The following is a 25694-nucleotide window of genomic DNA, read 5'->3' as shown; positions in this document are numbered from 1 at the left end:
TCGTTGTCTACAAACTCAGGGCCGCGCCGGCCTCTTGATATTCAAGCGACAATTGTTCACCGAGCGCTTCCATAACGGCGCTATAAGTCACCTTACCCTTATGCACATTCAATCCATTCAGCAGGTGAGGGTTCTCCAGCATCGCGCGTTTCGGACCTTTATTCGCTAACGCAAGCCCGAAAGGCATGGTGGCATTGTTTAGCGCCATGGTTGAAGTGCGTGCAACGCCACCCGGCATATTCGCTACGCAGTAGTGCACAACACCATCGACGATGTAAACAGGGTCTTGGTGCGTAGTCGCACGCGATGTCTGAAAACACCCACCCTGGTCAATCGCAACATCGACAAGCACTGAGCCTTGCTTCATGTTGGCAATATGGTCGGTGTTCAACAGCTTTGGAGCCGCCGCGCCGGGTATCAACACCGCGCCTACGACTAAATCAGCTTTGGATGAGTAATGCTCAATTGCATCAACCGTTGAGTAGACGGTTTTCAATTGATTACCAAAAATATCGTCAAGCTCACGTAAACGCGGTAAAGAACGGTCAAGTATAGTGACATCAGCGCCTAGACCGATGGCCATTTTTGCCGCATTTGTACCCACAACACCACCACCGATGATCAAGACCTTACCTGGCGCTACGCCTGGAACGCCACCTAACAAGGTGCCACTGCCGCCATGCGCTTTTTCAAGATAGTGTGCGCCGGCCTGCACAGCCATACGACCTGCCACTTCACTCATTGGTGCTAACAGCGGTAGGCCGCCGCGCGCATCCGTTACGGTTTCGTAAGCAATACAGGTCGCACCAGACTCCACAAGCAACTTGGTCTGCGTTGGATCAGGGGCTAAATGCAGGTAGGTATACAATGTTTGGCCTTCGCGCAACATTTTGCACTCGTTAGGTTGCGGCTCTTTAACTTTGATGATCAGTTCCGCGCGCTCAAAAACGATCTCGGGCGAATCGACAATCTCTGCACCCGCTTCGATATACATCGCATTGTCGAACCCAATGGCAGCGCCAGCGTCGGTCTCAATGATGACTTTGTGACCGTGCGCGACAAACTCTTTTACCGCCGCAGGTGTAAGACCAACGCGATACTCATGATTCTTAATTTCCTTAGGTACACCTACCAACATTACGTAAACCTTTTGTTAAATAAAAAACGTGCGCAGTATACTGAGAAAAAAGTCAAATAAAGCACTGAATAATGAGAGATTATAGATTAATATTTGGAGAATACCCTGATAATCAAAATAATCTATGCTAACAAAAACCCCAAAAAGCTTGGATAGGATTGACCGTCGCATACTCATTGAGTTGCAGATTGATGGTCGATTATCCAATGTCGAGCTGGCCAAGAAAATTGGTTTAAGCGCCAGCCCCTGCCTTGAGCGTGTTAAGCGACTGGAGAGCCAAGGGTACATCACTGGATATCGAGCCATGGTCGATCCGGAAAAGCTGGGGGCTGCCATGTTGGTGTTCGTTGAGATCACATTAACGAAAACGTCGGTCGATATCTTTGCAGAATTTTCTGCGGCGGTGCAAAAACATGAAGATATTCAAGAATGCCATCTGGTATCCGGTAACTTTGACTTTTTGTTAAAAACACGTGTTGCCGATATGTCCAGTTATCGCCGCCTACTCGGTGACACATTGCTGCGTCTTCCCGGTGTGAGTGAATCGCGAACCTATGTGGTTATGGAAGAGGTGAAAGCGACGACACAAGTGCACATTAATGTAAAGTGATAGGCGGCTTTGTTTGTGACGAATTTATGCAGAGTATCGATACGCCTTATGATATTCTTTTCAGCCTAATAAGCACCTCGCTAGCGACTAGGCTTTGCGCTATCCATCTGCCTAGTGAGCTATTTTTGCGTATCGCAGGCGACAATTTAAGAAAATGATGTAGAGTTATGACGCGATTGACTGGCGTACAACGTTTATTTGAAGTGGGTATGATGCTGGCGTGCACATTCTCATTCTTTTTGCTGTTAGCTGTGGCCACATTTCACCCTGCCGATCCTGGCTGGAGTCAGGTTGGGCTGCAAACCGATATCCGCAACTGGGTCGGTGCCACTGGCGCATGGGCTGCTGATATTCTTCTTTTTGGTTTCGGCTATCTGGCGTATGCCATACCCTTCGCGTGTGCGTTTCTGGGCTGGTTCCTGTTTCACCATGTTAAGCAGCTTTCTGAACTTGATTATCTCGCGATTGGCTTGCGTATTATCGGAACGTTATTGCTGGCACTGGGCCTGACAGGGCTAGCCAGTATCAATTTCGATGACATCTATAGCTTTTCCGCGGGGGGTATGGTCGGTGATATTATCAGTAGCGCTCTGATCCCCTATTTTAATACCGCCGGTACCATTTTATTGTTACTGTGCTTTTTCTGCACGGGTTTCACTTTGATGACGGGGCTTTCGTGGTTAGGTGTTATTGATGGTTTAGGTGCCGGCGTATTAAACGGCGGGCGAAAACTCGCTGCATTACCCCAATCGATACCGGCGTTAAGATTACCTCAGCTCAAAAACGGGTCTGAGCAAGCTGGCAATAGCACCGTCAATATCACCAGTATGCGTGCATCTCCGTCCAGCGAAGAAACGAGAAAAACGCCTCATTTTACCATCCCAGAGGAAGTTTTCTCCGCTCAGACAGAACATAGTTCATCGAGTAATGACGTTGACACTCCGGCCGTTAGCCGTTTAGATACACTGAAAGAGAAGTTCGCAAAGCGTCGCCATGTTGATCGTGAACACAGCGAACAAAAAGAACTTGTAAATCAGCCCGCTCAGTCTGCAAACACATCGACACCGCCCACGCAGCGGCCCGTTGAAGACCTTAAAGACGAAGTCAGTGTGACGGCGCCGCCCGTGACACCGATGCCATCGTTTGATTTGCTAGAACGAGCAGACAAGCATGAGAATCCAATTTCAGCGGAAGAACTTGACGCGGTATCGCGACTTGTCGAGCAGAAATTGGCTGACTTTAACATCGAGGCAGTTGTAGTGGGTGTATACCCAGGCCCGGTAATCACTCGATTTGAGCTGGATCTCGCCCCCGGCGTTAAAGTGAGTAAGATCACGGCGTTGTCAAAAGATCTGGCTCGGGCGATGTCGGCTATTTCCGTGCGCGTTGTTGAAGTCATACCGGGTAAGTCGGTGATCGGCCTTGAATTGCCCAATAAAAACCGTGAGATGGTGCGCTTAAGTGAAGTGATTTCATGTGAAGCCTTTCAGTCAAATGCATCAGCACTAACCATGGTATTGGGCGCTGATATTTCGGGTAAACCTGTGATAGTTGATTTGGCGAAAATGCCTCACCTATTGGTTGCGGGTACGACAGGCTCAGGGAAATCAGTCGGCGTTAATGTCATGATCTTGAGCTTACTGTATAAATCAAAGCCCGAAGACGTGCGCATGATCATGATCGATCCGAAAATGCTTGAACTGTCTGTGTATGAAGGGATCCCTCACTTACTCGCCGAAGTTGTTACCGACATGAAAGAGGCCGCCAATGCGCTGAGATGGTGTGTTGGAGAAATGGAACGTCGCTATCGGCTGATGTCAGAGCTGGGCGTGCGTAACCTTAAAGGTTACAACAGTAAGGTGCTCGCCGCGATTGAGGCTGGTGAGCCAATTAAAGATCCGCTCTGGCGCTCTGAAGAGAGCATGCTGGAAGAAGCCCCAGATCTTGAAAAATTACCGGCTATCGTCGTGGTAGTCGACGAATTTGCTGACATGATGATGATTGTCGGCAAGAAAGTTGAAGAGCTCATCGCGCGCATCGCCCAAAAAGCCAGGGCTGCGGGGATACACTTAGTGTTAGCGACGCAGCGCCCTTCAGTAGACGTGATCACGGGATTGATTAAAGCGAATATTCCCACCCGAATTGCCTTTCAGGTGTCGAGTAAAATTGACTCGCGCACTATCCTTGACCAGCAAGGTGCTGAAGCTCTGCTGGGTGCGGGTGATATGTTGTATCTGCCACCAGGAACTGCGGTGCCAACACGGGTTCACGGCGCTTTTGTGGATGATCACGAGGTACATGCCGTTGTGGCTGACTGGAAAGCGCGGGGAGAACCTGAGTACATTGACGAAATTTTAAATGGTGAAGCAAGCGCAGACATTTTACTCCCTGGCGAGCAGCCTGAGGGCGGCGATCAGGAAATGGATGCGTTTTATGATGAAGCGGTCGCGTTTGTTACGCAATCACGCAAAGTTTCCGTCAGTAGCGTGCAGCGTAAATTCAGAATTGGTTACAATCGCGCCGCAAGAATAGTTGAACAAATGGAATTAAGTGGCGTCGTAACTGCGTCAGGGCACAACGGAAATCGCGAAGTGCTAGCACCTCCACCCCCGCCAAGAGACTAATATGATAAAACACTGTCTGAAAATCATTACAATCGCCGCTTGCAGCCTGAGTTACAACGCCTTTGGTAGCGACAAAACTGATGCAGCGGAAGCGTTGCAAACTGTACTGAGAGGGATCAATACCTACATGGCTGATTTCAACCAAACGGTGGTTGATGCGCAAGGTAATGAGGTGCATCAGGCCGAAGGAAAAATCAGTATGGCGCAACCCAATTTACTGCGCTGGCATACAACCGCGCCGGATGAAATTTTATTGGTCGCTGACGGAGACGCCGTCTGGCAAATTGATTATTTCGTTGAGCAAGTGTCGGTGGTTGATCAACAAACCGCGATGCAAAACAATCCAATGATGTTGCTCACCAGCAATAATGCGGATGATTGGCACGCGTTTGACATCTCGCGGGTCGATAACGGTTTTTCCATTACCGCGAAAGAACGGTCGCAGATTATGTCTTTAACGTTGGTGCTAAATGACCAAAACAGAATAACCTCGCTAAAGAGTTTAGACGCGCAAGGGCAAACCAGTATGCTTGCTTTCACAAATGTGAGGCAAAACGTTCCCTTAGGCGACGCGAACACATTTATTTTGACCGTTCCAGAGGGCTTCTATCTTGACGACCAACGACAGCCCGGCGTTTGATTTTGAGGACCCACAACCGCATGCTCCACTAGCTGCGCTGCTGCGGCCTCAGCAGCTGGATGACGTGCTGGGTCAACGACACTTACTGGCCGACAACAAGCCTATTGCACAAATCATTAAGCAGCAGAGTGCCATTTCAATGATTTTGTGGGGGCCGCCGGGCACTGGCAAAACCACTCTGGCTGAATTGATTGCCACTACCAGTCAAAGTCATATTGTTCGCATCTCTGCGGTGACAGACGGTGTTAAAGAAATCCGTCATGCCATCGAGCAAGCAAAACAGCGTCAGGCGATGCAGCAGCGTACGCTCGTGTTTGTGGATGAGGTACATCGTTTCAATAAAAGTCAGCAGGACGCTTTTTTACCTCATATTGAATCGGGCTTGATCCAATTTATCGGCGCGACCACAGAAAATCCGGCTTTCTCATTGAATAACGCACTGCTCTCAAGAGCTCGCGTATTCGTGCTCAAGACGCTGGATGACATTGATTTGCAGCAGCTTATTGACCGTGCATTAGCCCGCCTCAGCGGGTCAAACCGTGTCACGGCCACTGACAAAGCCAGAACGGCATTGATTCGCATGAGTGCTGGCGATGGACGACGATTGCTGACGCAATTGGAACTTGCCGCGCAGTTATGCGAGGGTAGTGAAATCACGGTTGAGCATGTGACGCAAAGCTCGGGTGAGAACGTTCAGTTATTTGACAAAAATGGCGACCATCTTTACGACCATTTATCTGCGTTTCATAAGTCGGTACGCGGTTCGTCCGTTGACGGTGCATTATTTTATTTTGCTCGCCTTTTGCAGTCTGGCTGTGAGGCAACGGTTATTGCAAGGCGTCTGTTGGCGATTGCGTCAGAAGATATTGGCAATGCCGACCCGAGGGCGATTGATATTTGTTTATCTAGTTGGGATGTGTTCCACCGCGTCGGCGCCGCAGAGGGTGAAAGAGCGATCGCGCAAGCGATTGTATATTGTGCATTAGCGCCAAAAAGCAATGCCGTGTACAACGCTTTCAAAGCGGCTAAACGCGCCGCTGCGGATTTTGCACATGCGCCGGTTCCCAATCACTTACGCAATGCGCCCACCAAACTGAGTCAATCCATGGAGCACGGCAAAGGCTACCGTTACGCGCACAATGAACCTCATGCTTACGCTGCGGGTGAGTCCTACCTACCTGATGGGGTTGAAGGCCGTTTTTATCAGCCTCAGCCTCGGGGGCTGGAAAAAAAGCTGGCGGAAAAGCAGGCGTTTTTGGCGTCACTCGACCAGCAGTTCGCTGATAAAGATCGCTCATGACCTACATTTATATAGCACTGGGCGGTGCAATAGGTGCGTGTTTACGTTGGTTCATAACAATGCGTTGCGAACAGTGGTTTGGAAAAGGTTTACCCTTTGGTACACTGGCGGTTAATGTTGTCGGTTCGTTCCTATTGGGTGTTTTCTACGCCCTTATGCAACACACTGACCTAGAGCCAAGTCCCAGCCGAGCTTTTCTTGCCATCGGGATGCTAGGCGCATTGACAACTTTTTCAACATTTTCCTACGATACACTGCTATTGCTGCAGCATGGAGAGTGGTTAAAAGCATTCGCGAATATTGTGCTGAATGTCATGTTATGTCTTGCTGCTGCCGGATTGGCAGTGCACTTATTTAAAGGATAGAAAGATCGCATGTTAGATCCGAAATTATTTCGAACTGATATCAACGCCACCGCCGCGCGTTTGCACAGCAGAGGGTTCGAGCTAGATATTGCCGCCTACAATGATTTAGAAGAAAAACGCAAAGCGCTGCAAATTAAGACTCAAGAGCTTCAAAACGAGCGCAATGTCCGCAGCAAGTCGATCGGCAAGGCAAAGGCAGCCGGCGAAGATATTCAGCCTCTGTTAGCGCAAGTGAGTCAACTCGGAAGTGATCTAGATGCCGCTAAGCATGAACTGGAGCACGTGCTGGAAGCGTTGAATATATTCTATCAGGAAACGCCAAACGTACCCGACGAAGACGTTCCGGTTGGCAACGATGAAGCAGACAATGTTGAAATCAGCCGTTGGGGAACGCCACGTAACTTCGATTTTGATGTGAAAGATCATGTCGATATTGGCGCGGGCTTATCCGCAGGTTTAGATTTTGAAACGGCGGCTAAGTTATCTGGTGCTCGATTTGTGGTGATGCGCGGCGCAGTGGCCAAACTCAACCGTGCACTCGCCCAATTTATGCTCGACCAGCACACCCAACATCACGGTTATCAAGAGATGTACGTACCGTATCTGGTCAATTCAGACAGTTTGTTTGGCACTGGTCAATTGCCTAAATTTGGGGAAGATTTATTTCACACCAAGCCCGCCACCGAAGAGGGGCAGGGCATGTCACTCATTCCCACCGCTGAAGTGCCGTTGACGAACACCGTGCGTGACAGCATTCTGCACGAAAATGATTTGCCACTACGCATGACAGCGCATACTCCGTGTTTTCGTAGCGAGGCGGGTGCCTATGGACGTGATACTCGCGGGCTAATTCGCCAGCACCAATTTGACAAAGTTGAGCTGGTTCAAATAGTTAACCCCACTGAGTCAGACGCTGCGCTAGAAGCACTAACCGGCCATGCAGAATCGATTCTCCAAGCGCTGGAACTGCCTTATCGTAAAATGTTGTTGTGCACCGGCGATATGGGATTTGGGGCAGCAAAAACGTTTGACTTGGAAGTGTGGTTACCGGCTCAGAACACGTACCGGGAAATTTCGTCTTGCTCTAATATGCGAGATTTTCAGGCACGCCGCATGCAAGCACGCTATCGACCTGCACAAGGGCAAAAGCCCGAACTTGTTCACACCTTGAATGGCTCCGGATTAGCCGTAGGACGTACGCTGGTTGCGGTGCTGGAGAATTACCAGAACGCAGACGGTTCAGTGGCCATTCCTAAGGTATTGCGCGGTTATATGGGAAATGTCGATCTGATTCCGGCTGAGTAGTGATCGGTCAGTGCTCGCGCTACAGGCATTTTGCTGGCTTGGGTAAGCCTGCCAGCTTAGTTGCCTGTTTGGCTGGGCCTTTGGGAAATAGTCGGTGTAAGTAGCGACTATTTCCCTTTTCTGGTCCCAATGATGCCGCCATCGCTTTTACCAACGCACGGATAGCTGGGCTTGTATCGTAGGTCAAATAAAACTCTCGCACAAAATGGATCACTTCCCAGTGTGACGCTGTTAGCACGATCCCATCGACTTGTGCGATAGCCTGCGCCACTGCTTCATTCCATTGATGATAATCTTTAAGGTAACCTTCGGTGTCGGTTGCCAACGTCTCGCCGTCCACGAATAGCGTGTTGTCTGTCATCGAAGTATCACCTTTGCTGCACTGTTTATCAGCGAATGCGTGTCCGCCTTAGACAGTAGTGTAATATCACGCCGCTTTAGCGTCTCAACCTTAACATTGCGCAGTAATGCATGCGCCTCTGCGACGAACAAGCTCGGCGTGAGCGAGCGCTGCCTGAAATGTTCGACATAAGCGTCGACGCTGTATACCGCATTTTGACTCAAAAGCACGTGGTGTGCAGAACGTATACAGTGTAACCAATTGTTGTGGTCGTGCGTGAAGGGTTGAGTGACATGCCACAGGGTTTTCGAATCAAATTCCATTAGAAAGTCACCACATGAGAGTAAGCATCCGTCAGTGGCTGAAGCTCATCTTTACTCACCAATTGTGCCCCGGGCGGTAGAGCCGGCGAGCGGCCTCTTTGTTGTATGCTGGAGGCGCACACATAGATGGGTTCGACGTCGAAAAAGTTAAATGACTTTATGACTTTGCCGGGCTGTTTTATTTTATAGTCAGTCGATGACTCACAATGCTCAAGCTGATACACACCATCGTCAATCAACAGAACTGCCGCTGAAAAACCGTAATTCCCACACGCTAAAATAAAATCTAATGCGTCTTGATTGGACGGACTCGAGTAAGGCGCTTGCGTTAGGATGACAAGTATCGGCAACATGTCAGAATTGCACCAGTTTATCGCTTTGATGTAAACGGGAGAAAAACTCGCCCAAACCTACCTGTTTGAAAGGAAATGCGCTGCTTTTATCTTCCACAATCCCACGCCGTTCAGCGGCCGTAACGCAGACCAGTAAAGGGACTGAAAAATCTTCGGCCAGTGCATGCCAAGCGCGTGTCGCATTAAATTCGTCACCAAGCGGACGACGCAATGCATTGGCGTGATCAACCCCATCTTGATAAAAAAACACTTGCTCAACGCCGCCTTTGTTGCTCAGCACGTAGCGAACAAAGTCAACGGCATCTTGAGATGTCAACGTATTCAGCGCTGTCGTTGTTATCAATACTGACACAGACATAACTACTCAACCTAATAAGACTTAGAGGCCACAAACAAAAACACCCCAATTAAGGGGTGTTTTATAACAGAATTAGCGCGTTAATCAATCATCGCCGCCAAATGCACCGAGAAGGTGGAGCATTGCAGTAAACAAGTTATAGATGCTCAAGTACAATGATACAGTCGCCATCACATAGTTTGTCTCACCGCCATTAATGATGCGGCTGGTATCAAACAGGATAAGCCCTGACATAATAAATACAATTGCCGCACTTATCGCTAAACTCACTGCAGGTACAGCAAAGAAAATGTTTGCGATAGCAGCGATAAGCACCACCACTAAGCCCACCATTAAAAACCCACCTAAGAAGGAGAAGTCTTTTTTAGTGGTGAGTGCATAGCCTGATAATGCAAAGAAAACCAGTGCAGTGCCACCTAACGCCTGAGCAATGAGCTGAGGACCATTGGCCAACGCAAGATAGTGGTTAAGGATGTAACCCAGTGAACCGCCCATAAGCCCGGTAAACAAGAACACCAAACCTATTCCGGCCGCAGAGTTGGCTTTCTTCTGAATAATAAATAGCGTAATGAATGCACCGATCGTCATGCCGATAGATGCAAAAGGACCGATGCCAATTGCCATAGTCACGCCTGCACACAATGCACTGAATGCCAGCGTCATTGCGAGCAACATATAAGTACTACGCAATACTTTGTTAGTCTGCAATGCAGACTGTTGAGCTGAACCAGCGTACATCGAACGATGTTCCATTTTACCCTCCAACAGGTGTCATAACTGAGTTTTCTTTAGGAAAGTGTGATTATACACAACCCCACAATCTTAGTGCATGTTGTATGGTCTTTGGTTCCATTTTTCAAGTGAATTCATCATTTAAACCAACTGTTTTAACGATGAATTGCATCAAAGCTGTACGATGTGATTAAAACCTGTGCAAACAGTCATTTTTTTTAAGTTTAGACTTTACAAGCCAAAGGTAGCCCTTTAATATTCGCCCCACTTGGAGAGGTGGCAGAGCTCGGTTGAATGCACCTGACTTGAAATCAGGCGAAGGGTCAAACCTTCCGGGGGTTCGAATCCCTCCCTCTCCGCCAAAACATAAAGAAACCCGCTTCGGCGGGTTTTTTGCTTTCTACTCTGGCTATTTTTGCTGTCATTCCCACAATAGTCGGTTAACATTATGCCTTTATTTTGAGGTGTGTTGCCTCTTTGTGGGTGTGTAGTAAAATGCTGCGCGCGGATTCTCCACCTAAACAGTAAGAACATAACGTGATAAAAATTCTTCTAGTTGACGACCATGATCTTGTTCGCACAGGCATTAAACGGATTTTAGAAGATGTGAGCGACTTTCGAATTGTTGATCAGGCAAAGAGCGGCGAGGAAGCCGTGGCTATTTGCCGGAAAAATGCACCTGACGTTGTCCTGATGGACGTCAATATGCCTGGTATGGGAGGCTTAGAAGCAACTCGGTTAATTATGCGTATGTCTGAAAACACGCGCGTTATTGGTTTATCGATGCAAAAGGACCATCCTATTCCGGCGAAAGTGATGCAAATGGGGGCATTTGGGTTTCTGACGAAAGATGCAGAGCCAACAGAAGTGATCAATGCAATTTACAAAGTGGCCGCAGGTCAGAAATATCTGGCACCTGACATTGCTCAACAGGTGGCGCTCGGGCAGTTAGAATTAACCGACTCTAATCCGTTTGATCAACTCAGTGATCGAGAACTAGAAATCACCATGATGTTGACCCGCGGGCAAAAAGTGCCCGATATCGCCAGTTATCTCCATATTAGTGCCAAAACAGTAAATACCTACCGTTACCGTATGTTTGAGAAGTTGCAAGTGAGTTCTGATGTAGAACTCACTCATTTAGCGTTGCGGCACAAACTCATCCAATCTGATCAATTGTAGATGCCAGCTGATAACGCCTTCGATCTCGACAAGTACCTTAGCCACCTCACTCACAAGCCCGGTGTTTATCGCATGTACGATGCGAAGGATGAGGTCATTTATGTCGGTAAAGCGAAGAATCTGAAAAACCGCGTTTCCAGTTATTTTCGCAGTCAGCACGATAACGCCAAAACCCGCGCTTTAGTGGCCAATATCGACCATATTGATGTGACCGTGGTCAATAGTGAGACAGAAGCGTTTCTCCTCGAAAACAATTTTATCAAAAAGTATAAACCGCGTTACAACGTGGTACTACGTGATGATAAATCATATCCTTATATTTTCTTATCGGGTCATCAGCATCCACGACTTGCGTTTCATCGGGGTACTAAAAAAGCCAAGGGCGATTATTTTGGGCCATACCCAAGCGCGTGGTCTGTGCGAGAGAGTTTACGTTCCATGCAGCGTATTTTCCCGGTTCGGCAATGTGAAGACAGCTATTATAGAGCGCGCACGCGCCCGTGCCTTCAATACCAGATGCAGCGCTGTTCAGCGCCATGTGTCAAAGGACACGTATCTGATGAAGAATATGCGCAGCAAGTAGAGTGGGTCAAACTGTTTTTGAAAGGGCGCAATAAAGAAGTTATTCAGGCGCTGGTTGAGCGTATGGATGCGGCCAGTGAGCAGCTTAACTTTGAGGCTGCCGCCCGCTATCGGGATCAAATTTCGGCATTGCGTAAAATTCAAGAGCAGCAATTTGTTGCGGGTACGCAACAGGAACTTGACGTATTTGGTATGGCGGTAAGACGCGGCGGGGCATGTCTGCAAGGCTTGTTCATTCGCGATAATCAGATGTTAGGTAGTAAGTCTTTTTTCCCCAAGGTGCCTTCACTGACTGATGAAACCGAAGTATTTACCGCGTTTTTGACACAGTTCTATTTGGCTGGCAATAAAACCATTCCGAAGCAAATTGTGATCCCCGTTGCGCTTGAAAACAAACAAGCGATTGAGTCACTGTTAAGCACAGAGGCAGGGTATCGCGTTAAATTATATAACGGCGTGAGGGACGAAAAACGTCGCTATCTCGAATTAGCCAACAGCAATGCACAAAATGCGTTAGACGCACATCAAAACCAGCAAAAATCCGTGATGGCCCGATACATTGAGTTAGAGCGGATTTTGCAATGGGATCAAACCATCCAGCGTATGGAGTGTTTCGATATTAGCCACACCTCGGGTCAGCAAACGGTTGCATCTTGTGTGGTATTCAATCGAGATGGGCCGCTCAAGAGTGATTATCGGCGTTATAACATTGAAGGCATTACACCCGGTGATGATTATGCTGCAATGGCGCAAGCGTTAACGCGGCGTTATGGCAAAGTGCAGGATGAAGATAAAATTCCCGATATTCTGTTAATTGATGGTGGAAAAGGGCAGTTAGCGCAAGCGGAGGAATGTTTCGCGGATTGGCAGTACGAGAAAAAGCCGTTGCTTATTGGTGTTGCTAAAGGCACAACGCGTAAGCCGGGGCTGGAAACGTTGATCATTGAAGGAACCCACGAAACCATTCCAATGGATGCCGACTCAGTAGCACTGCATCTGATCCAACATATTCGTGATGAGTCACACCGTTTTGCTATCGCAGGGCACCGCAATCGTCGCCAGAAAATTAAAACCACTTCGTCGCTGGAATCTATTCCGGGAATTGGGGCAAAAAGACGTCAGGCACTGTTGAAGTATATGGGGGGGCTGCATGGGTTGAAAAAGGCCAGTAAAGATGAGATTGCGAACGTACCCGGTGTTAGCAGCGATCTTGCAGAGATCATCTATGATCACCTGCACAGTTAACTTTTGCCCTATGGTTGTGTACACTCAGGCAGGATCTTTTTGAAGTAGAGCAGCATTTTTCGTGTGGACCATTCCGAACATCGTCACCGTCTTTCGTGTCATCCTGATACCTATTTTTGTTATTGTTTACTTTTTAGACTGGCGCTGGGCTCAATACACCGGTGCCTTTATTTTTTGGTTGGCCGCGATTACTGATTGGTTCGACGGGTATTTAGCTCGCAAACTTCAGCAAAGCACGCCTTTTGGCGCTTTTCTTGACCCTGTAGCAGACAAGCTCATTGTGGGCGCCGCTCTGCTGATGATCACGCATACCTACGCAACGCCTTGGATCACTGTGCCAGCAATCATTCTGATGATGCGCGAAATTTATATCTCAGCCTTACGTGAATGGATGGGAAAACATGGCTTGAGTGATGTGGTCAAGGTGAATTTTACCGGCAAAGCGAAAACCATGGCACAAATGCTGGCACTCATTGGATTGCTGTCGGGGCTGGAGTATTTTATGGGCGTGCGTATTTACTGGGTTAGCTTGGGCTATATTTTGTTGTACATCTCGGCGGCGTTGTCTGTATGGTCAATGTTGACTTACACACAAGCGGCATGGAAACACCTTAAGCTCAGTCAGTAATTGTGCAAATTTGCGTCTCTTGCACAAAAGTCGCTTAAAAACGCAGCAAACAAACTGTTTAGAGGTTGACAGCTTTGACTTTGTCGGTAGAATTCGCTCCCACGTTGCAAGCGGGAATAGCTCAGTTGGTAGAGCACAACCTTGCCAAGGTTGGGGTCGCGAGTTCGAGTCTCGTTTCCCGCTCCAATTTATTGGAGTCAACGTTTCCAGCTCTTTGTATGGCGGAATGGCAGAATGGCTATGCAGCGGATTGCAAATCCGTGGATCTCGGTTCGACTCCGGGTTCCGCCTCCATATATTGAGTGCAGTGATGACTGCAACCATCCTCGCCCGGGTGGTGAAATTGGTAGACACAAGGGATTTAAAATCCCTCGCGCGTTAGCGTGTGCCGGTTCAAGTCCGGCCCCGGGCACCATTTATCATCATCGAGTTAATGAATTGCTGCATCACGTGCTTTCATTTAATGGCTCTCGTCGTCTATCAACGACATTATTACTTGATTATCGCCACTTTGCATCACAGACTATGCGTGTCGTAATGATAAGCAACGCAAGAGTTTTTTACTGTGAATCCACTCGTTTCCGCAACCTGGTTAGAAGCACGCTATCACCAGAATGATGTGGTGGTTTTGTACACACGCATGGGTGATATCATCACCGGAATGAACGAGTCTTTAGACGGTATGATCATACCCGGCGCGAGGCTGTTTGACTTCGAAAACGATTTCGTGGCAGAAAACGCAACACTTCCGCACACACACCCAGACGAATTTACTTTTGAACAAGAAGCCAAGCGACTTGGCTTAAACAACACGGACACGATAGTTGTTTACGATACCAAGGGTATTTTTTCGTCGGCGCGCGTGTGGTACATGTTGCGTAGCATGGGGCATCTGAAGTGTGCAATTTTGGACGGGGGATTATCGGCGTGGACGCAGCGTCAGCTAAAAACACTCAGCCAGCCAGTGACCGATATGCCAGTTGGCAATTTTACCGCTCAGAATGATATTTCAGCGTGGTGCGATAAAGAAACAATACTCAAAAACATCGGTAGCGCTAATTTCAAAGTCATTGATGCACGCAGTCAGGCGCGCTTTGAAGGTAAAGCCGCGGAACCGCGTGATGGTGTGCGCTCCGGGCACATTCCGGGTTCTATCAATATGCCTTTCACTGATGTACTCAGCGACGGTTGCCTAAAATCCGCAACAGAGTTAAAGCGTCTTTTTGAACGTGCAGGCGTTAAAAAACATGATCAGCTAATCTTTAGCTGTGGCTCAGGCGTCACAGCATGTGTTTTAGCGCTGGCTGCACACGTTGCTGGCTATACTCAAATCAGTGTGTACGACGGCTCATGGACAGAGTGGGGAGGGGATAACACGCTTCCCATTCAGCAATCATCGCAGCACGACAAATAATCTATAATGAAAGATCAACAGGCGCTAGGTTTCAATGAACGAATTTGTACAACTTTACTGGCTTGAGTTTCTCACCATCGCAAGTATCCATCTGCTTGCGGTTGTCAGCCCCGGACCAGATTTTGCCATTGTTGTTAAGCATAGTATTCGCTATGGGCGGCAGGTTGCTTTTGCTACCAGTATCGGCATTGGCTGCGGTATTTTGCTGCATATCGCCTACTCATTGCTGGGCATCAGTTTAGTGATAAAGACGACCCCTTGGCTGTATTCAATTTTTAGCTACGTGGCCGCAGCCTATCTTCTGTGGTTAGCGTGGGGAGCATTACGTGCAAAGCCTTCCGATTCCGCTCCTTCAAGTAAGCTAAATAACATCACTCAGGTGACAATGTCGTTACGTAAAGGGTTTTGGATTGGTTTTCTTACCAATGGTCTGAATCCGAAGGCGACATTGTTTTTTATGTCGGTGTTTACCGTGGTGATCTCAATTCAAACGCCCATCGCAGTTCAGGCACTGTATGGTATTTATCTGAGTATCGCGACAGGCGCATGGTTTTGCCTGTTATCTTTTTTGTTGTCTACCAGCCGGATCGCTGGGTTTATTGGTACAAAGGGCTATTTGTTAGATCGAGCGATGGGTGTACTACTGGTAATATTGGCTGCAAACTTAGTCCTATTTCAACCAGCGTGACAGTGTAAGCGCGCCCATGTTGAGGCCAAGTTGTATTTTGTCGCCTGCGAGTGCGTTATAATGAACGCTGAGAAATACAGGTAATCATTAAACATGTCAGAAAACAGCGTGAACCCTCCGCCTAACAACCATAAAAACGATGCCCAAATCCGTAAAGCATTGCAAGGTGACATCGCGATCAACGCAATCGACGCTTTTCGTCGCGGGAATACTCTGACGCGACAGTCGTTCGGCACATTTGCGTTGGCGGCTGCGATAATTTTTACGGTAGTTGTCGTTTGTTTGTACCTTGCATTGTCTGTGTTAAATGTGAGTTTAGAGAATTACAACAGTCTTGATGCGACGCCTCGCGCTGTGATTGATATCGTGCTGGTATTGATCTTATCTCCCCTCATGGCCGGTATGATGATGATGGGGATTTCAAAAGCACGCGGAAAACACATCGAAGTAAGTGATCTGTTCCAATGGATTTCGCTCACCATCATTTTGGCGCTTGGTTCGTTGATAGCGTCGATATTGGTTCAGGTGGGTTTACGTTTATTGGTGTTACCGGGCCTTTATTTGGCCATTGCGACAACCTTTACCCTGCCTCTCATTGCCGATAAAAAGATGACAGCACTGAGTGCCATTATGCTCTCTATACGTGTTGTGAATAAGTATCTTGGGCAATTTGTTGTGTTTTTTCTCATCACATTTGCGTTGTTTTTTATCGCCATTCTCACATTAGGTATTGGCCTCGTATGGGTTATACCGCTATATTTTAATGCCAAAGGGGTGCTCTACGAGCAGTTGTTTGGCCATGGAGACCTCGATGTGGTTTCCAATAGTCCGGAGGGGTCAACCTTTGACGCATAATCAAGACGCTAAACCTATCTACCAGAAGAAGGCGGTTTGGATTGCTGCCGCCATCGTTGCTATTGCCGCAATTCTAATCACATCACTGTGGCAGAAACCGAACGTTTTACCCGACATTCCGGTTGCTGAAATCGACGATGAGGTACCCGATTTCAGCGAATTTGAGCGCGTTCAGGATAAAAAGTCCGCTTTCTTTCAATATTTACTTCCGGTCGTAGAGCAGCAGAACGAGTATATATTGAGTTTGCGTTTGATTGTGAAATCGATGTTCGAGGAATTCAAACAAACCGGAGAACTTTCGCCACTTCAACAGGAGCGCTTAGCGTGGTTAGTTGAAGAGTATAACATCGACCAAGAATTGCCGTTGGCACAGCAGTTTGAAGTGTTGCTGATGCGGGTCGATATTATTCCTGCTGAACTCGCACTTGTGCAAGCGGCCAATGAGAGTGCCTGGGGTACATCCAGATTTGCTCGAAACGGCTATAACTTTTATGGGTTGTGGTGTTTTAAAAAAGGCTGTGGGTTTGTGCCTAAGCGCCGCAATGATGACGCGGCGCACGAGGTCGCTAAGTTTGACGATTTAAGTCGAGCTACCTACGTCTATCTGCGCAATTTAAACCGCCATCCCGCGTATAAGCACTTGCGTGAAATTCGCCGAACGCTCAGAGAGAATCAACAGGAAATTACCGCTATAGCCTTGAGTGAGGGTCTGATGCGCTATTCAGAGCGTGGAGAAGATTACATCGACGAATTGCAACATATGATTAGAATTAACCAAGAGTATATCGGCGTATGAAAATAACTTGGCTACTGTGCGCTGCTCTGGCGTTCAGTGTTTCAGCGAATGCCGCTAAGCACCAAATTGAGGTCGACTACAAGAGTTTTTACAGTCATGTACGCAAACTTGATAATGAGGATACTCAGGCGTTGCAATTCGGGTTTGGCTTTCAGCATATTCACGAAGCAAGGCTGTGCATCATCGACAGCGCAACGATTGTTACAGAAAAACATTCTATACCGCTCAGCGTGACGCGCGAAAATCGCTTTACCGTGCCCAGTGAACGCGCATTGAAACTGGCTGACGCGATCGTTCGAATTGATGTTCAGGACAAGCCGAATCAATGCGATATGTCTGTGCAACTTGAAACAAAGCCAGAGTATCTAAAAGCACAGTATTCTAAGGCCGAATTGGATTTTTTGCTCAGCCAATACCATGCGTTTTTTAATGAGATGGGCAGTTTCTTATCGTTTATGATGCCGCAAGTCGATGGGCTAACCCTGCAGTTTGCGGACCCTAATCTTAGTACGCAAGCGAGCAGCGCACCCGCCATCGTGAATGGCACGTTGATGCTGAGGGAAGCATGGTTGGCGCAGGCAAAGGCACTGAATTTGCCCGTTGCACCGCAACGAATAACAGCGCTAACTCGCTAGCCAGCGCTGAATACAGCGTTAATCAACAAGTTGCAGTTGATACTTAATTTGCTCAGAGAGTCGTAACACACTCTCTTCGCCTTTTTGACTCAATTCCGCTGCACGATGGAACTCGAGCAAGCCAACGTCTCTCAGATGCGGTTCAATCAGAATGTCGGGCGGATCACCGGCTAAGCGAGAGCGAGTGACTCGCGCTTGCAATATTTCCAGTGAGCTGCTCATTACGCCCATGATCCCAGGCGTAGACTTCTTTTCGGGCTTGGGATCGGGTGAAAACCACTGGCGTAGCACAGACACTTTGCTATTAAAGAAATCATCAGTTTTGCGCTGAATATTCTCATGATCAACAGAACACTTCTCTAACACCTGAGGGCGAAAGTCCGCGCTGAGGTTAACCGCGATAACAAAGTCAGCCCCCAGTTGCCGGCATAGATTAACCGGCACGGGGTTTACCACTGCGCCATCCACGAGGTAGCGTGAACCATGCTCAACGGGTGAGAATAATCCTGGGATTGCGCACGAGGCCTTTATCGCATCGCCTATTTTTCCAGAATTGAACACAACTTCGCGGCCGCTATAAAGATCGGTCGCAACAGCGGCGAAAGGTTTGTGCATTTCTTCAAACGATTCGAAGCATAAATCGTTCATCAACTTATCAAATACTTTTTGGCCGCTGGCGAGGCCGCCACGGCGTATACCCACGCCCAGTAATGCGAAAACCTGCCACTCCGTTAACGACGACGCCCACTCTTCCAGTGCTAACAAATGGCCGCTTGCATAAGCCGCGCCGACATAGGCACCGATAGAACAGCCTGCGACGATGTCAATCTCAATACCCATTTTTTCGAGCGCTTTAATCACACCAATGTGCGTCCAACCGCGGGCTGCGCCTGCACCGAGTGCTAAACCAATCTTCATAGGGAGATCACCTGAGGTTCATCATCGTCATCAGCATTGTGTCGCGAGTTGAATACTGGCGCGTCGAAGCCGATATCACCCTCGGGTTCATGGCGGCCGCTGGCAGCAACCGTTTTAAAATCAAATAAGTGACTGTCAATCATGTGCGAAGGCACAATATTTTGCATTGCTTTAAACATTGACTCGATCCTTCCGGGGAACCGTTTGTGCCAATCCTGTAGCATGAGTTTGATTTGCTTGCGCTGCAAGTTTTCCTGCGAACCACACAGGTTGCACGGAATAATGGGGAAGGCCAGGGCGTCAGAGTAACGTCGTATGTCGGCTTCATTACAGTAGGCGAGCGGTCGGATCACGACATGTTCACCGTTATCGCTGACCAGTTTAGGCGGCATCGATTTCAACTTACCGCCATGGAACATATTAAGAAATAAGGTTTCCAGCATGTCGTCGCGATGATGTCCTAACGCAATTTTGGTTGCCCCAATTTCTTTCGCAGTACGGTATAAAATGCCACGTCGAAGCCGCGAGCACAACGAACAGGTGGTTTTGCCTTCGGGGATCTTGTCTTTGACGATACTGTAGGTATCTTCCTGAACAATTTTGAATGCGACGCCAAGTTTGGAAAGGTAACTGGGTAGAACATCCTCGGGGAAGCCCGGCTGTTTTTGATCAAGATTAATCGCCGTGATCGAAAAACGGATCGGGGCGATACTTTGTGAAAAGCGTAAGCTATCGAGTAACGTATAACTGTCTTTACCGCCCGATAAGCAGACCATGACATGATCGCCTTCTTCAATCATATTAAAATCGGCGATCGCTTTGCCCACGTTACGGCGTAATCGTTTTTGTAGTTTGTTAAAACTATATCGCTGTTTGCTAACAGCAGAATTGGATGAATCTCTCATAGCACACGGTAACCTCGAATAAGGCGCGTATTGTAAGCGTTCGTGGCGCCGGCTAAAACCCTCGATCATAAATTTATTGGCGATGTAAAATCATCCGGCTTAATGGCTAACACATCACAGTTTAGCGCGTCGATAACATGCTCCGCGGTATTACCTATCAATGCGGCAGATAAACCGACTCTTCCTACGGTACCAATCACCACCAATTCAGCATCTACTTTTTGCGCCACCATCGGGATCACGCGCTCTGGAAGCCCTTGTTCAACATGGCAACAACTCGGGCTGATCTGATGCTCTTTCGCAAACGCCAACATTTCTTGTTGATGATGTTGTTGCACGGATCGGTTGTGGCTGCTTGCATCGAAGTCGGGAATTTCTATCGCCACATTGATCGGGGCGCCAGCGAAGGCGTTGGCTAATTGCACTTTGCCGTCGAGTAACTGCGCATAGTGTGTGGCCGTATTGGTCACTTTGTGATTGAGTAGGGCATGGGCCTCATCCTGTGTGCCCACATTCACCGCAGCGAGAATATTACCGTTGGCAGGCCAGTCGTGCGTTTTAACCATCAATACCGGCGTGGGCGCTTTGCGTAACAAGTGCCAGTCCGTAGGGGTGAAAATCAAAGAAGCGAGATCGTCATGGCTGTGAGCGGTTTTGATGATCAGATCAGCACCAACGTCATCGGCGTGTTTGATAATAGCCTCATATTGGCGGTTGTCCCATACCACGTTAATTTTCAGTGCGTTAGTATCCGCCTGATAAGGTTCAACCACAGTCGATAGCCAGTCATGACGCTCCGCTAACACGGCTTTGCGCATCGCATCGCGTTCATCCATTGATAGCATGGTGGTCATTTCATAAGCAAAGTCATAGATACACAACAGGGCAGTGATCTTCGCACCTGAGCGCTTGGCCAAAGTGACAGCACGACTTAGGGCAGGTTGTTGCGTCGCGTCAGCGTCGACAACGACGAGTAAGTGATTGGGGCTTGTCATAGCGTGGTCCTCGATAAACGTATCGAGTTAAGTGTATACAGCAATCACACAGCGCGCCAATGCACAGCGAATGGCCTGTTTAGCGCGCTAGGCTAGCGCCTTTTAGATCCTGACGATGAAGTTTGTGTTCCATCGCTTGAGGGTCGAGAATGGTGATAAGTCTACCTTCAACCGCGAGTATGTTGTCTTTTTGGAAGCGTGTCAGTAAGCGCGAGATAGTCTCTACGGTTAAGCCCAGATAGTTTCCAATTTCATTGCGTGTCATGGTTAGATTAAATTGTTTTGAAGAAAAGCCCCGTTCTTCGAAACGCGCCGAAAGGTGCGCAATAAAATACATTAGCCGCTCTTCGGCTGTGCGTTTATTCAACAGCATCATCAATTCATGGTCGTTTTTAATTTCGGCGCTCATGAAACTCATGATTTGCCGACGAAGCTTCGGGAAGCGTGATGCCATAATATCCAACGTGTCGTAAGGCAACTCACAGACCATAGCCGTTTCCAGCGCCTGACAGAAACTTTGGTGGCGCTGCTCGCGCAATGCGTCAAAACCAATCAAATCACCGGGTAAGTGAAAACCAATAATCTGCTCTTCGCCATCCTCTGCGCAAATGAACGATTTAAACGACCCAGACCGAACCGCATACAGCGACGTGAACGGGTCGCCCGCTTTTATCAATTTGTCGTTTTTACGCAGTGGTTTCTTCCGTTCAATAATGTCATCTAGCGACGTCATCTCGTCATCGCTAAGCGCCACAGGAAGGCATAAATGACTGAAACTGCAAGTCTGACAATGTATTGAAAGGTCATTTCGACCTAACGCTTTTTGCATCAACGCGTCCTTATACGGATTACCAAAAACACTAGTGAGTTATATCCGGTAAACCCTGAAAAAACAAATAAAGTCCGTAACATAATAGCATTAATGCCACGCCTTGTCGTACTAGCGGATGGCGATAATAGTCGCGTAAGTACTGGTAACCGAAGCTGGCCGTCAGCATAGCGGGCAGGGTGCCTAAACCAAAGGCCAGCATGACTAACGCACCAGAACCGGCAGTGCCAGACGCCAGGCTCCAACTTAACGTGGAGTAGACCAGGCCGCAGGGCAACCACCCCCAAACCGCGCCATATCCCACCGCCGCCACGGGGGTTTTGAATGGCAACAAGCGAGTGGCAAAAGGTTGAATTCTACGCCAAAGCACACCGCCAGCTCGTTCCAGCACAGCCAAGCCACGAAACCAGTCTCCGATGTATAGCCCAAGTAAAATAAGCAAAACGGCGCTCAACAGCGTTAACAAATGGATACCTGAGACGAATTGGTGGCTGAAGATACTGCCTAACCAACCAGTCAGTGCGCCAGCGACGGTATAACTGGCAATTCGACCACTATGATAAGCCAGCGTGTAAACCGGAGCATAACGGGAGTTTGGCACGGCTGATTGCAAAGCGACCGTGATGCCGCCACACATGCCGAAACAATGAACTCCGCCAGCGATACCAATCAGAAAGGCAGCGAATAAGTCAAGCTGCGCCGTCATTGCGGGGGTTCTTTATCCGACAGTGCATCGCGTTCATGATTTAGCTGATCATGCTTGCGTTGCTCAGCGAGGGCTTTTTCTTCCGGAGGTAAGTCATCATCAAATAAAATGTTATATCCCTGACGCTCAAGATCATCAAACTGATTAGCCCGAACTGCCCAAAAGAAGATACCAATGGCTAAGGCAACAATAATGACCGCAATAGGGATCAGCACAAAGATGATGCTCATTGGTGTACCTCACTGTGCTGAGTATCAGTGAGTAATCGCGTTGAATTGGTTACCACAATAAGCGAGCTGAGCGACATGCCGACGGCTGCCATCCAAGGCTCCAGAAGACCGGATACCGCAAACGGAAGCACAAGCAGATTGTATCCCAGTGCCCACGCCATATTTTGCAAAATTTTACGCTTAGTTCGCCGCGCCATCGTGAACAGTTGAGGTAATGAAGAAATCTTTTCATTCAATAAAATAACATCAGCGGCGTTTTTAGCAAGATCAGTTGCGTTACCCACAGCGGCGGAAACGTCTGCCTGCGCTAACACGGGTGCATCATTGATACCATCTCCCAGCATCAATAATTTATGGCCCTGCTTCTGTTGTGCCTGTACATAATCGAGTTTATCTTGGGGTGTTTGTTGCGCCACAAAGTGGTTAACCCCCAATGCCTGTGCAATATGACGGACTGCCGCATGACTGTCGCCGCTGAGAATGGTAATGGTAGAAACTGGCAGTGCCTCGATAAGCGGTTTCGCATCACTTTTGACCTGATCAGCCAGCCAGAATGCAGCAAGGATATGCGTTCCGTCACTCAATAATACGTTGGCTTGTTCAACCTCATGTTCAATGCTAGACCAATTGGCATGCGCTTTTACATCCACAAACCGTGCCGAACCCATTTGGTACGTCGTTCCGTTTACCTCACCTGCAATCCCACCACCTAGGGTCACCGAAAAATCCTTGACCCTAGGTTGTATACCTGATGAGGCAGAAGTTTCAGCGCCAGGGATGTCGCCGATAAAGGCTTTCGCAATGGGGTGTTCAGAACGTGATTCCAGCGCACAGGCAATGGCAAACAGCTGCTCCTTGGCCTGTGGTTGGTGATACCATTGTTGCTCAATGGCAAACTTGCCGTGCGTGAGTGTTCCGGTCTTATCCAACACCACCGCGTTAATCTGTGTTAATTGTTCTAATGCATCAGCTCGCTTTAATACAACGCCCTGTTTATTCAGTTTTGCCATGGCGCAGGTCAGCGCAGAGGGCGTGGCAAGACCCAGTGCACAAGGGCAGGTGGCAATGAGCACAGAAATCATTATCCAAAAGGCGTCTGGTTCGCCACGCCAATGCCAAAAGCCGAAGGTGAGTGCAGAAATGGCCAGTACCACAACAACAAAATAGCGTGACAGCACATCAGCAACCATGGCAATCTTCGGCTTGGTCGCCATCGCTTGCTCTTGCAATCGCACTATTTGATTCACCAGTGCGTACTTCAACGTTTGCTCAACGCGAACTTCAATACTGCCAGCTTGATTAACCGTGCCGCCATAAACCGTGCTGCCAGAAAACTTACGCGCTGGTTCGAACTCACCATTCAACATGGACTCATCAACCTGACTTTCTCCGTCAACCACAATTCCATCGACCGGCACAGTCTCACCCGGTTTGACCAAAACCACCTGACCAACAGCAAGTTGTTTAGCCAACACGCATTTATAGCGATTGTCTTGCTTTAGATTTGCAGTCACGGGGATATATTGCAGCATATTGGCACTGATCAATGAGGCCTTGTGCCGTGATCTATGCTCCAGAAACCGACTTAGCAGCAAAAAGAACACAAACATACAGATAGATTCAAAGTAAACGTCACCGCTACCCAGCCAAATTGATTTGATACCTGCTAGGTAGGTGCCCCAGATAGCTAACGTGACGGGCACATCCATATTAATGGTTTTAGCGGCTAACGCTTTCAACGCACTGAGGTAAAACACGCTACCGGAAAAAAAGACCACGGGTGTGGTAAGTACGAGACTCACAAGGTACAGATAATGGCGCGTTTCGGCTTCAATGTTGCCAAACCAGTCAAAGTAGAGCCCTGCCATCAGCATCATGACCTGCATTGTCATGATGCCAGCCAACCCTACCTTTTTTAAATACGCCTTTTGTTCCGCGTGATAAATGGCCTCGTGCTGGTCCTGCTGGAACGGAGCCGCGCGATAACCGATTTTTTGGAAAGTATGTAACACTTGCGATAGCGCGATGCTTTCAGGATCCCAGGTCAGCGTGGCACGCCGCGCCGACACGTTCACCGCGATTTGTTTTATACCTGCAAGTTTGCTCATTTGCTTTTCGATCAACCAACCGCAGGCTGCACAGGTAATCCCCTCAACGGTAAGCTGTATCTGACGGTGTTGCCCCGATTCAATAACAAACTCTTCCTGGATCGCTGGGTTGTCATAAACCGCGAGCTTTGCCATGGTCTCATCGAGCAATTCATCGCCCTTAGCCGCAGGCTCGGTGCGAAAGGTGTAATAGTCTGCAAGTCCATTATCGACGATTGCCTGTGCTACCGCCTCACAACCAGGACAGCACATAATCTGACGTTGATCATGGATGACAACCGCGTATTTCGTACCTTCCGAATGTGGCAATCCACAGTGAAAGCATGTTTGTTGCTGCCTACTCAAGGGGTTAACCGGATCTCGTCGGAACGGGGCAGGGCAACGACTTGCTGGATTTTCCACGATTCGCTAACAGGCAATAACGTGACGCGCCATTTACCCTGCAATGGCTGTTCGGTGTAACCGCGGTAAAGGCCCGTAGCATCGCGGGTTAGCATCACCGTAATGTCACGGTCCTTTAATGTGACATGGTACATGCCCAGCTGTATGGCTTCGCCGGTTCTGGGTACGCCAGAAAGAAAACGTAATTGTACCGATCCGTCGTCAGCAAACGATAAGCCTGCGGACATATTTTGCTGACGCGCTTGCTCAATTTTATCCAGACGCGCATTGATAGTACGACCTTCTTTATAATAGTCATCCACCACAAGGCTATCTGATGAATTGATGGCCAGATGAAGCACCGTAAAGCCCACGATAAAAGACGAAAGTGGGATCGCGATCAAAAACCATGGCCAGAACTGTTTGTACCATGGCCGCACAACGGGTGAAGTCATTCAGTGAAAATCCTATAAAAAAGCCCCGAAAGAACGGGGCTAGTAAACCACCTT

General features: G+C 48.4%; 28 protein-coding genes and 4 tRNA genes. 18 read left to right on the top strand and 14 right to left on the bottom strand.

Features of this window, described 5'->3' with window-relative positions:
- Window positions 1–7: 7 nt before the first annotated feature.
- Window positions 8–1138 (bottom strand): alanine dehydrogenase, encoded by a 1131-nt coding sequence (gene ald, locus KIU71_RS07995; protein WP_214130701.1) that lies wholly within the window; start codon window positions 1136–1138, stop codon window positions 8–10.
- Window positions 1139–1262: 124 nt separating this feature from the next.
- Between ald and lrp the strand changes: the two genes are divergently transcribed.
- The 6 genes from lrp to serS all read left to right on the top strand — a co-directional run bounded on the left by lrp (window position 1263) and on the right by serS (window position 7982).
- Window positions 1263–1748 carry a leucine-responsive transcriptional regulator Lrp gene (lrp, locus tag KIU71_RS07990; RefSeq protein ID WP_214130700.1) on the top strand — a complete coding sequence of 162 codons (486 nt, stop codon included), beginning with the start codon at window positions 1263–1265 and terminating at the stop codon, window positions 1746–1748.
- 167 nt (window positions 1749–1915) lie between these two features.
- Window positions 1916–4372, top strand: coding sequence for a DNA translocase FtsK (locus KIU71_RS07985; protein WP_214130699.1), 2457 nt, complete (start codon window positions 1916–1918; stop codon window positions 4370–4372).
- A 1-nt stretch (window position 4373) separates the two neighbouring features.
- Window positions 4374–5012, top strand: coding sequence for an outer membrane lipoprotein chaperone LolA (lolA, locus tag KIU71_RS07980; RefSeq protein ID WP_214130698.1), 639 nt, complete (start codon window positions 4374–4376; stop codon window positions 5010–5012).
- Window positions 4984–6312, top strand: a complete 1329-nt coding sequence (locus KIU71_RS07975) for a replication-associated recombination protein A (RefSeq protein ID WP_214130697.1) — start codon at window positions 4984–4986, stop codon at window positions 6310–6312. Before lolA ends, KIU71_RS07975 begins: the two co-directional genes overlap by 29 nt.
- Window positions 6309–6677, top strand: a complete 369-nt coding sequence (crcB, locus tag KIU71_RS07970; protein ID WP_214130696.1) for a fluoride efflux transporter CrcB — start codon at window positions 6309–6311, stop codon at window positions 6675–6677. Before KIU71_RS07975 ends, crcB begins: the two co-directional genes overlap by 4 nt.
- Window positions 6678–6686: 9 nt before the next feature.
- Window positions 6687–7982: a serine--tRNA ligase gene (gene serS / locus KIU71_RS07965; protein WP_214130695.1), complete on the top strand. Its 1296-nt coding sequence runs from the start codon at window positions 6687–6689 to the stop codon at window positions 7980–7982.
- Window positions 7983–8001: 19 nt separating this feature from the next.
- Here the strand turns inward: serS and KIU71_RS07960 are convergent, their stop codons facing one another.
- The 5 genes from KIU71_RS07960 to KIU71_RS07940 form a co-directional block, all read right to left on the bottom strand.
- The gene (locus tag KIU71_RS07960) at window positions 8002–8343 is read right to left on the bottom strand and encodes a TusE/DsrC/DsvC family sulfur relay protein (protein WP_214130694.1); all 342 of its coding nucleotides are present in this window, start codon (window positions 8341–8343) and stop codon (window positions 8002–8004) included.
- A complete protein-coding gene (locus KIU71_RS07955) occupies window positions 8340–8645 on the bottom strand; it encodes a hypothetical protein (protein ID WP_214130693.1) in 306 nt (101 codons plus the stop codon). Before KIU71_RS07955 ends, KIU71_RS07960 begins: the two co-directional genes overlap by 4 nt.
- Window positions 8645–8998: a DsrE family protein gene (locus KIU71_RS07950; RefSeq protein ID WP_214130692.1), complete on the bottom strand. Its 354-nt coding sequence runs from the start codon at window positions 8996–8998 to the stop codon at window positions 8645–8647. Before KIU71_RS07950 ends, KIU71_RS07955 begins: the two co-directional genes overlap by 1 nt.
- Before the next feature lies 1 nt (window position 8999).
- Window positions 9000–9356, bottom strand: a complete 357-nt coding sequence (gene tusD / locus KIU71_RS07945; protein WP_214130691.1) for a sulfurtransferase complex subunit TusD — start codon at window positions 9354–9356, stop codon at window positions 9000–9002.
- A gap of 84 nt (window positions 9357–9440) precedes the next feature.
- On the bottom strand, window positions 9441–10109 hold the full coding sequence (locus tag KIU71_RS07940) for a Bax inhibitor-1/YccA family protein (RefSeq protein WP_214130690.1): 669 nt from the start codon (window positions 10107–10109) through the stop codon (window positions 9441–9443).
- A 249-nt stretch (window positions 10110–10358) separates the two neighbouring features.
- Here KIU71_RS07940 and KIU71_RS07935 point away from each other — a divergent pair.
- The 12 genes from KIU71_RS07935 to KIU71_RS07880 all read left to right on the top strand — a co-directional run bounded on the left by KIU71_RS07935 (window position 10359) and on the right by KIU71_RS07880 (window position 18113).
- A tRNA-Ser gene (locus tag KIU71_RS07935) sits at window positions 10359–10450 on the top strand.
- 175 nt (window positions 10451–10625) lie between these two features.
- Entirely contained in the window at window positions 10626–11270 is a 645-nt protein-coding gene (gene uvrY / locus KIU71_RS07930; protein WP_214130689.1) for a UvrY/SirA/GacA family response regulator transcription factor, read from the top strand.
- Window positions 11271–13097, top strand: a complete 1827-nt coding sequence (uvrC, locus tag KIU71_RS07925) for an excinuclease ABC subunit UvrC (protein ID WP_214130688.1) — start codon at window positions 11271–11273, stop codon at window positions 13095–13097.
- 61 nt (window positions 13098–13158) lie between these two features.
- Window positions 13159–13725 carry a CDP-diacylglycerol--glycerol-3-phosphate 3-phosphatidyltransferase gene (gene pgsA, locus KIU71_RS07920; RefSeq protein WP_214130687.1) on the top strand — a complete coding sequence of 189 codons (567 nt, stop codon included), beginning with the start codon at window positions 13159–13161 and terminating at the stop codon, window positions 13723–13725.
- 110 nt (window positions 13726–13835) lie between these two features.
- Window positions 13836–13911 (top strand) — tRNA-Gly (locus KIU71_RS07915).
- 34 nt (window positions 13912–13945) lie between these two features.
- Window positions 13946–14019 (top strand) — tRNA-Cys (locus tag KIU71_RS07910).
- A gap of 34 nt (window positions 14020–14053) precedes the next feature.
- A tRNA-Leu gene (locus tag KIU71_RS07905) sits at window positions 14054–14140 on the top strand.
- A gap of 150 nt (window positions 14141–14290) precedes the next feature.
- On the top strand, window positions 14291–15139 hold the full coding sequence (locus KIU71_RS07900; RefSeq protein ID WP_214130686.1) for a sulfurtransferase: 849 nt from the start codon (window positions 14291–14293) through the stop codon (window positions 15137–15139).
- Between the two features lie 34 nt (window positions 15140–15173).
- Window positions 15174–15827, top strand: a complete 654-nt coding sequence (locus KIU71_RS07895) for a LysE family translocator (protein WP_214130685.1) — start codon at window positions 15174–15176, stop codon at window positions 15825–15827.
- 93 nt (window positions 15828–15920) lie between these two features.
- Window positions 15921–16682, top strand: a complete 762-nt coding sequence (locus tag KIU71_RS07890) for a hypothetical protein (RefSeq protein WP_214130684.1) — start codon at window positions 15921–15923, stop codon at window positions 16680–16682.
- The gene (locus KIU71_RS07885) at window positions 16672–17478 is read left to right on the top strand and encodes a glucosaminidase domain-containing protein (protein ID WP_250207381.1); all 807 of its coding nucleotides are present in this window, start codon (window positions 16672–16674) and stop codon (window positions 17476–17478) included. The genes KIU71_RS07890 and KIU71_RS07885 overlap by 11 nt, the downstream gene beginning before the upstream one ends.
- Window positions 17475–18113, top strand: coding sequence for a DUF2987 domain-containing protein (locus tag KIU71_RS07880; RefSeq protein ID WP_214130682.1), 639 nt, complete (start codon window positions 17475–17477; stop codon window positions 18111–18113). The genes KIU71_RS07885 and KIU71_RS07880 overlap by 4 nt, the downstream gene beginning before the upstream one ends.
- Before the next feature lie 18 nt (window positions 18114–18131).
- Here KIU71_RS07880 and rssA read toward each other — a convergent pair whose 3' ends face one another.
- The 8 genes from rssA to KIU71_RS07840 form a co-directional block, all read right to left on the bottom strand.
- A complete protein-coding gene (gene rssA, locus KIU71_RS07875; RefSeq protein WP_214130681.1) occupies window positions 18132–19031 on the bottom strand; it encodes a patatin-like phospholipase RssA in 900 nt (299 codons plus the stop codon).
- The gene (ttcA, locus tag KIU71_RS07870; RefSeq protein ID WP_214130680.1) at window positions 19028–19936 is read right to left on the bottom strand and encodes a tRNA 2-thiocytidine(32) synthetase TtcA; all 909 of its coding nucleotides are present in this window, start codon (window positions 19934–19936) and stop codon (window positions 19028–19030) included. Before ttcA ends, rssA begins: the two co-directional genes overlap by 4 nt.
- 65 nt (window positions 19937–20001) lie before the next feature.
- On the bottom strand, window positions 20002–20931 hold the full coding sequence (gene uspE / locus KIU71_RS07865; protein WP_214130679.1) for a universal stress protein UspE: 930 nt from the start codon (window positions 20929–20931) through the stop codon (window positions 20002–20004).
- Window positions 20932–21010: 79 nt separating this feature from the next.
- A complete protein-coding gene (gene fnr, locus KIU71_RS07860) occupies window positions 21011–21760 on the bottom strand; it encodes a fumarate/nitrate reduction transcriptional regulator Fnr (RefSeq protein ID WP_214130678.1) in 750 nt (249 codons plus the stop codon).
- Window positions 21761–21791: 31 nt separating this feature from the next.
- Complete coding sequence (locus tag KIU71_RS07855) at window positions 21792–22466, bottom strand: sulfite exporter TauE/SafE family protein (RefSeq protein WP_214130677.1); 675 nt, start codon at window positions 22464–22466, stop codon at window positions 21792–21794.
- Window positions 22463–22696 (bottom strand): cbb3-type cytochrome oxidase assembly protein CcoS, encoded by a 234-nt coding sequence (ccoS, locus tag KIU71_RS07850; RefSeq protein ID WP_214130676.1) that lies wholly within the window; start codon window positions 22694–22696, stop codon window positions 22463–22465. Before ccoS ends, KIU71_RS07855 begins: the two co-directional genes overlap by 4 nt.
- Window positions 22693–25149 (bottom strand): heavy metal translocating P-type ATPase, encoded by a 2457-nt coding sequence (locus tag KIU71_RS07845; RefSeq protein ID WP_250207380.1) that lies wholly within the window; start codon window positions 25147–25149, stop codon window positions 22693–22695. The genes ccoS and KIU71_RS07845 overlap by 4 nt, the downstream gene beginning before the upstream one ends.
- Window positions 25146–25640, bottom strand: coding sequence for a FixH family protein (locus tag KIU71_RS07840; RefSeq protein WP_214130675.1), 495 nt, complete (start codon window positions 25638–25640; stop codon window positions 25146–25148). The genes KIU71_RS07845 and KIU71_RS07840 overlap by 4 nt, the downstream gene beginning before the upstream one ends.
- Window positions 25641–25694: the final 54 nt, after the last annotated feature.

It is taken from the genome of Alteromonas oceanisediminis, from assembly GCF_018474025.1.
Classification (GTDB): domain Bacteria; phylum Pseudomonadota; class Gammaproteobacteria; order Enterobacterales; family Alteromonadaceae; genus Alteromonas_E; species Alteromonas_E oceanisediminis.
The sequence above is the reverse complement of the archived record's forward strand: the minus strand, read 5'-3'. Positions and strand labels throughout refer to the sequence as shown.